Origin of the sequence: Sellimonas catena (assembly GCF_027924685.1) — a bacterium.
Lineage (GTDB): Bacteria > Bacillota > Clostridia > Lachnospirales > Lachnospiraceae > Sellimonas > Sellimonas catena.
The window spans coordinates 1-7,683 of the sequence record NZ_BSBO01000063.1; the positions used below are offsets into that span (position 1 = coordinate 1).

General features: G+C 34.1%; 8 protein-coding genes. All 8 read right to left on the bottom strand.

What is annotated here, in order from left to right; genetic code table 11:
• Positions 1-204 (bottom strand): hypothetical protein (locus tag Selli1_RS17620; protein ID WP_281874341.1); only part of this gene is annotated, 204 nt, incomplete at its 3' end.
• A 378-nt stretch (positions 205-582) separates the two neighbouring features.
• Positions 583-762 carry a hypothetical protein gene (locus tag Selli1_RS17625; protein WP_281874343.1) on the bottom strand — a complete coding sequence of 60 codons (180 nt, stop codon included), beginning with the start codon at positions 760-762 and terminating at the stop codon, positions 583-585.
• A 122-nt stretch (positions 763-884) separates the two neighbouring features.
• A complete protein-coding gene (locus Selli1_RS17630; protein WP_281874345.1) occupies positions 885-1,886 on the bottom strand; it encodes an acyltransferase family protein in 1,002 nt (333 codons plus the stop codon).
• Between the two features lie 13 nt (positions 1,887-1,899).
• Positions 1,900-3,033 (bottom strand): DegT/DnrJ/EryC1/StrS family aminotransferase, encoded by a 1,134-nt coding sequence (locus tag Selli1_RS17635; RefSeq protein ID WP_281874347.1) that lies wholly within the window; start codon positions 3,031-3,033, stop codon positions 1,900-1,902.
• A gap of 4 nt (positions 3,034-3,037) precedes the next feature.
• On the bottom strand, positions 3,038-3,604 hold the full coding sequence (locus tag Selli1_RS17640; protein ID WP_281874350.1) for an acyltransferase: 567 nt from the start codon (positions 3,602-3,604) through the stop codon (positions 3,038-3,040).
• Positions 3,605-4,678 carry a Gfo/Idh/MocA family protein gene (locus Selli1_RS17645; protein WP_281874352.1) on the bottom strand — a complete coding sequence of 358 codons (1,074 nt, stop codon included), beginning with the start codon at positions 4,676-4,678 and terminating at the stop codon, positions 3,605-3,607. It lies immediately after the preceding gene.
• A 28-nt stretch (positions 4,679-4,706) separates the two neighbouring features.
• On the bottom strand, positions 4,707-6,020 hold the full coding sequence (locus tag Selli1_RS17650; protein ID WP_281874354.1) for a nucleotide sugar dehydrogenase: 1,314 nt from the start codon (positions 6,018-6,020) through the stop codon (positions 4,707-4,709).
• Positions 6,021-6,065: 45 nt separating this feature from the next.
• The coding region (locus Selli1_RS17655; protein ID WP_281874356.1) for an asparagine synthetase B family protein at positions 6,066-7,683 on the bottom strand (1,618 nt) is incomplete at its 5' end.

The window sequence follows — 7,683 nt, forward strand, 5'->3', positions numbered from 1 at the left end:
GGAGGTTCTATTTTTCAGGATGGCGGCTCCGCCACATTTATTATCTGTCTGGAACAGTGATTTCCTCTTTTCGGACAGGTGATTTCCAAAACACCGGACAGGCGCTTTCAGCGCACCGGTATATCCAATTTTTGTCAACGGATTTGCATTTTTTATGCAAATTAAGTATCTTAAATATTTCATTTTAAGTTTTATTTTCTCCATAAGGATTCCATTTATTCAGGTGATGCAACTAATATGAATATTCTAAAATAATTTCCTGCATACTCTCCCCTGACAAATGTCTCTGCCGTATTCTGTTTGTAAATAAGTTGAATCGTTCGGCGAACACCGTTGAAACTCGAAAGGCAGACTGCCTTTCGGATAATGATAAAGTAACATAAAGAATCGGCAGAGACAAGATGCCGGGAAATGAAAATTTTCTAAAGTCTGCTGGATGGTCTGGAGTTTAGAACTTTCTCCAGACCATTTTGTTTACAACACCGGTATAGCTTTGGATGATCTTGACAACTTTGGTGCTGACATTTTCTTCGATGTAAACTATGTTTTACATAAAGAGCCTACTATACATATCTTTTCTAACTATTTCTCTATTTTTTCAGCTTTAAGCTGAACCTTTCCTGTGGAAGGGTCCGTTTCGAAATAGAACCTATGAGAATTAAAAAACTCTCTTCGAGCCCTGGCTTCTGGAGATAATTTTTTCTTCACAGATAAATCTTTGGTAGTTATAAATGGTTGGTCTGATATGATGGCATAGCCCATAGTACACTTTTCCTTTCCAAATAGCCTTACATAATTCAAGTTACAGAGATGAATAGAGGTCTTTTAACATAAATTTCTTAGAAATAAACTCCGCTGTGGTCATTTTGATTTTGTATTATATTCTATTTTCTCAGAAATCTTGAGAAGCATTTCTTAAATTTTACTATACCGCATGTTAAAATACAACCAGATAAAACAACTAATAGCCACAACATAAATTCATTATCATTTCCAATCAGTTTTCGCCAAACAAATATAAAACCATATTGTGAGCAATAAACTGTTAAACTAGCTCTTTTACAGAAACTTGTTATTTTACTTTCTCGTATTATAAATGTAAGAAGTGCCCAAGTAAATAGCATCATAGTAACTATTGGAAGGGAAAAGTACATACTGCAGTCTTCTCCCTTGGGTACTTGATTGATAACATATGTGACTTCTATCACAAATAGTATGTATGCTATTAGCGATGCACATCCCCACATTTTTATATCTTTCTTTTTCCTATAAATTATATTGACCCAGCCACCAATAGCTAAAAATATTGGTGGGAAAAAAATTCCATTCCTACTTGTTACGAACAAATCATAAAATGGATTTAAGGAATCAAATCCAACAATTGTACGGTAACTATTAAGCAAAGTTCCTATAATATAGAAAATTAAAGCTCCTATTGTATATTTAGTCAAATGGGACGTGCCATATATAACAAATGGAATAAGTGCTATCATAAGGGCAACTAAATACCACATATACGACGGAGCTTCTAGTATAAGACTTCTCACATATGCAAAAATAGCTTGAACTATATTCTTGTCGTAATTTACAAATACAGTTCGAAAATTTATTGGCATATAAATAATTGTCCATATAAGAAATATTCTAACTAATTTAACCTCTTGTCGTTTCAAATAAACTTTTGGTAACTCACTTTTTACCTTTTGATATGCAAAAAAACCTGATACTGTAAAAAAGAACGGAACTCCTATACGAGAAATATATTGCCCAATTAAATATACTATGCTTTCCTGATCATTCCCAGATATATGCAAGCATACAATCAAAATAGCAAACACAAATTCCAGTACATCTATTTGTGCATATCTATTAGCTTTTTGATTCATCCTAAGCTTTTCCTCAATTCTTTTTATTTGTTGCCAACTTAACTGCCATTGCTATTTCCTGTATATCTGAATTTGACAAATATGGATGCATTGGTAACGATAAAACAGTATCACACAGCTTTTCTGTATTTGGACATTCAACGTACATTTTATTACCCGAAAAGGCTACCTGCTGATGCATCGGTTTTGGATAATAAACCATTGTTGGAATGCCTTTTTCTTTCAAAGCTTCCTGCACTTGATCCCGCTCATCTTTTGATGAAAGTTGTAATGTATATTGAGCCCAGCTTGAGTAGAACCCTTCTCTAACAACAGGAATCTTTACAACTCCCATCAACTCTTTTCTATAAGTATCCGCAACTCTATTTACTTCTTCTAATTCATACTCTCTAAATGCCTTAAACTTCACTTTTAGAATCGCAGCCTGTAAAGTGTCCAGTCGTGAATTCCATCCTATTCGCACGTTATCATATTTAAAACTGCCTTTTCCATGTACTCGGATGGACTTTAATAATTCTGCTATGTTATCATCATTTGTAAATATAGCTCCTCCATCGCCATAGCATCCCAAAGGCTTTGCTGGGAAAAAGGACGTGGTTGCTGCATCTCCAAAACTACCCACTCTTCTTTCTCCTATTTTTCCTCCAAATCCTTGGGCTCCATCTTCCAATAATAGCAATTTATATTTTTTTGCTATTTCTTCTAATTTTATGTAGTTTGCCGGCAATCCAAATAAATCTACTGCGATTATAGCTCGTGGTGTAAGCTTTCCTTCATTCAAAACATTAATTATAGCATTTTCTAGTGATGTTACATCGGCATTAAAAGTGTCCATACACACATCATAAAAAACTGGAGTAGCCCCTTCAAAAGAAACTACTTCTCCTGATGCAAAAAAAGTGAAATCCGGTACAAATACCGCATCCCCTTCCCCTATATTCCAAGCCATCATCATCATCGACAAAGCATCTGTTCCGTTTCCACATGTAATACAATGTTTAACCCCTACATACTGTGCCAATTCTTCTTCTAATTCTCCGACCTGCCGTCCACTAATAAAATTAGCATTTTCTAAAACTTCTGCAATAGCTGCATCTATCTCGGGCTTTAGTTGCTGATACTGGGTTTTTAAATCTCTAAATTGCATTTATCTACCTCTTTTCTTTCATGATTCCATCTTCTATTTTATATTCTCTTCCGCAAGACGGGCATACATAGTTATCTTGTAGTTTCATTCCACATTCACACGCCCAACCAATTTGTTTTGCTGGTACTCCTGCCACCAAGGCATAATCAGGAACATCTTTAGTAACTACTGCTCCTGCGGCAATCATTGCCCATCTTCCTATGCTATGTCCACAAACAATAGTCGCATTCGCTCCTATAGTTGCTCCTTGTTTCAATATAGTTTTTTTATATCCTACAGATCCTTTAGGGTATTTTGCTCTTGGTGTCAAATCATTGGTAAAAACCATTGATGGTCCGCAAAAAACATAATCTTCCAATTCTACACCTTCATAAATCGATACATTATTTTGTATTTTTACCCCATTACCAATTTTTACATTATTTGATACATTAACATTCTGTCCCAGCGAACAATTTTTTCCTATTACAGCCCCTTCTTGAATATGCGAAAAATGCCAAATTTTTGTTCCATCTCCAATTTTGACATTTTCATCGATATAACTACTTTCATGAACAAAAAAATTCCCCATTTAAAATTCTCCCACCATATCAACACTTGCAAATTTTTTTAACGGAAGTTGGACTGCCTTTCCCTCTTTTTGGCTTTGATAAATAGCAAGCACTAACTCTAAAGCATTCTTCCCAGCATTGGCATCTACGTATGGTTTTCTATCGTTTTTAATCGCATCAATTACATCTGCATAAAGGCTGGTATGACCATTACCATACACATTGCTAGTTACCTCTTCCAAGCCTTTATTATTCTGATCTGCATCTGTTTCATCCGAAAAGTTCCACACATCGATGTTATTAGTAGATTTTCCACCTAACTTTACTGTGCCTTTTTCGCCAAATAAGTATAAAGTTTCTTCAAGATTCTTCGGATAAACATTTGTTGTACCTTCGATTGTTGCAATTGCACCATTTCTAAATTTTACAACTGCCATTCCCACATCTTCTGCTTCCAGATAGCTATGAAATTGTTGTCTTGTCACTCCATAAACCTCTTCAATTTCATCCCCCATCATCCAGCGCAGCAAATCAATACCATGAATACACTGATTCATCAGTGCTCCACCATCCTGGGCCCAAGTTCCTCTCCATGGTGCCTGAGTATAGTAATCCTTATTTCTATTCCATCTTACGTGAATAGATCCATGAGAAAGTTTTCCAAATCTTCCTGCTTCTAACGCTTTTCGCATTTCTTGTACTGCAATATTAAAGCGATTTTGATGACATGCTGATACTTTTACTCCTTTTTCTTCTGACAGCTGAATAATTTTATCTGCATCTTCTATACTCATAGCCATTGGTTTTTCGATAATTACATTAATATTATGCTCAATGCAATACAAAGCAATTTCAGCATGTAAACCACTCTCTGTAGCAATTCCTACAAGTTCTAATTCATTTTCTTCTATCATTTTTTTATAGTCAGTATACCTTTTAATCGAGGTGGTTTTGTTTAAGTCATGCTTTTCTAATAATAGCTCCATGTGCTCTGGAATCACATCGCACACCGCAACCAATTCTAAATGATTATTAATAACCGCTTTAATATGATTTGTTGCAATTCTTCCACATCCAATTAATGCATATTTCATATCTCATTTCCTCCAAATAAAAAAAGCCCTAAAGGACTTCAATATTTTCTCTATTTTCTATTGCTTTCATTACATTTTTTGTATCAAATATTGCTACTGCATTTTTTTGAATCATATCATAATCAACATTACTATGAGCTGCTGTAATCATTATAAGATCATAGGATGCAATAATTTCTGAATTAATTTCCTTAATTCCCTGATTTTTTTCTCCTTTATACTTATATTCAGCAATCCATGGGTCATAAAAATCAACCTCGGCTTCTTCTCTTTTTAAAATTTCAATAACACGAAGAGCTGGACTTTCTCTATAGTCATCAATATCCTGTTTGTAAGCCACTCCTAAAACAAGTATCTTAGAACCTTTCATCGACTTCATCTGTCTATTCAAAATTTTACTTGCACGTTCTACACAATATTCCGGCATTTGATCATTAATCATCATAGAACTTTCAATCATGGATGTATGGAACCCATATTCTCTGGCCTTCCAAGATAAGTAATATGGATCTAGTGGAATGCAATGTCCACCAAGACCTGGTCCTGGATAAAATGCCTGAAATCCATATGGCTTTGTTTTTGCAGCATCTACAACTTCCCACATACTGATCCCCAGTTTTTGACAAAGCATTGTAAGTTCATTAACCAAACCAATATTTACATTTCTATATGTATTTTCGAGAATTTTCTCCATTTCCGCAACTGCCGGTGAGGATACTTCATAGACTTCTCCCTCTAATACAGCTCTATACATTGCTGCAATCACTTCAGTTGCATCCTTTCCAATTGCACCCACTACTTTCGGAGTATTCTTTGTCTTGTAAATTAAATTACCTGGATCTACCCGCTCAGGTGAGAAGCCTAAATAAAAATCTTCTCCACATTTCAACCCTGATCCTTCTTCCAAAATCGGTTTGATCAATTCTTCCGTTGTCCCAGGATATGTCGTTGATTCCAATACAACCATAGTACCTTTAGTCAAATATTTTGAAATTGCTTCTGTAGATGAACGAACGTAACTAATATCTGGCTGCTGATGTGCATCCAATGGTGTTGGCACACAAATTGCGATAAAATCTACATCTTTAATAAAACTAAAATCCGTAGTGGCTGTTAACATTCTACTACGGACCAAGTCTGCTAAATCACTATCTACTACATCTCCAATGTAATTATGACCTTCATTTACTAATCTTACCTTTTCTTCCTGCACATCAAAACCTATTGTTTTAAATCCTGCCTTGGCTTTTTCTACCGCAAGCGGTAAGCCTACATACCCCAAGCCAACAACTCCTACTTTGATTTCTTTGGAACTAATTTTTTTCAGTAATTCTTCCTTCATTTCTCATACTCCTTTTTATTTTAAATTTCTTTTTCTAACGTATACTTAAAAAAATTTACTAACTACAGACAATACTGTCAAAGCCTGCCCCTTCTCACATGTATTCCCATCATAAAACATCAGTTTCAAATCATTTCTTATTTCTTCACTTAAAACCTTATTACCTATATTTTTTTCAAAATACTCTTGCCAATTTTTTTGCAGATCTGCACTATTTCGATACCAATAATCCAATGGATTCATTCCGGATTCAATTGGTTTTTTTAATAAGCCAATTCTCTGTAATAGCCACTTAAACCCTAAATAATGTACCTTATTAACCATTTCTTTAAATTTTCCATCTGTTAGCTTTGATTCACTCTTCTGCCATCGTATTGCTGCTGCATTAGGATATTTTTTTATAATCCACTTTTTATATAATGAATGGTTAGCCCGTAATTCCACAGGAATGCTTAAGCAAAATTGTAAAAAGTCCGGTTCTAAAAAAGGAGCAAATACTTCTGTATAATTTCTTCTAATGATTATACTTCCGCATGCCCCTAATAAGCCCCTTACTTGTATCATGTAAAGTTCTTTGTCATTAAATTTTTTTAGATGTTCCAAATTGATTTTATTTTTTAGCTTTTCAGAGTATAGGCCAGCTAGTTCTATTTTTTCATTTGGTTCACTTAGAAAACTTCCAATAACGACATCACCAATCATACCTGTATGTTCTACCCCAAACTTATGCATATTCAAATTTTCTAGCATATTTTGTCCGCCTGTAATAAAGTGAAAAGAAGTTAATCCCCAATTCATTTCCACTATTTTATCAATATCATACAGGAATCTAAAGTCATCTAATTGTCTATCCATTAATATAGATTTTGTTTTTTGGGCAATTTCTTTTGATATTTTTTCATCGCTGCTATAACCATTGCTATAATGAAGCATTGTAATATTTCTATACCCCATTTCAAATGCAACCCAAAAATTCATCCTGGAATCCAAACCACCGCTAATATCCGTCAAATGTTCATAACCATATTCCAAATCTTTGTCGTACTCTATTTGAATAGCATGTCTGAATTTTTCGTCTAATAATTCTATAATTTCATCTTCAGTTTTATTCCTTAAGTTATAAGTCTCATGATTTAATCTGAAGTATTTCTTTATTTGGAATTCCTCTTTTGAAATAGTAAGATACTCTCCTCCAAGTAATCTGTTAATTTCCTTTGCGTATGTTTGTGAATCATACATATAACCATAAGTCAAAATACTGTATATCGCTTCTTCATTTAGCGTGTACTTTTCTTTTTTTAACTTTAACGCATCAAAAATATAATTTAATTGTGAGCCTATAATAAAAGAGTTGCCTTTTTTATAATAAAAAAGAGTATTCTCACCTGTTTGGTTGGTCCAAACACTCCACCTCTTCTCCTTTTTTAGATAAACTGCGCCAGAAAAGCTACCAACAAACTCCTTAAAAAATTCGCCTTCACCTTTTTTCAAATAAGTTTTAATAAGGCTGCAAAGATCATCGACCTGATTTTTCTTTAATAACTCAAACTTCGCACTTGAATAAGTGCCTATGCACCTTGAAAATTCAATAAGTTCTGGCAATAAAATAGCATGAAACCATCTGGTTTGATATAATTGAATTGACCAAAAAACAATTAAAACC

Coding starts and splice junctions, on each gene's coding strand:
- Selli1_RS17625 (WP_281874343.1), bottom strand. CDS start 762: ATGGGCTATGCCATCATATCAGACCAACCATTTATAACTACCAAAGAT.
- Selli1_RS17640 (WP_281874350.1), bottom strand. CDS start 3,604: ATGGGGAATTTTTTTGTTCATGAAAGTAGTTATATCGATGAAAATGTC.
- Selli1_RS17645 (WP_281874352.1), bottom strand. CDS start 4,678: ATGAAATATGCATTAATTGGATGTGGAAGAATTGCAACAAATCATATT.
- Selli1_RS17650 (WP_281874354.1), bottom strand. CDS start 6,020: ATGAAGGAAGAATTACTGAAAAAAATTAGTTCCAAAGAAATCAAAGTA.
- Selli1_RS17630 (WP_281874345.1), bottom strand. CDS start 1,886: ATGAATCAAAAAGCTAATAGATATGCACAAATAGATGTACTGGAATTT.
- Selli1_RS17635 (WP_281874347.1), bottom strand. CDS start 3,033: ATGCAATTTAGAGATTTAAAAACCCAGTATCAGCAACTAAAGCCCGAG.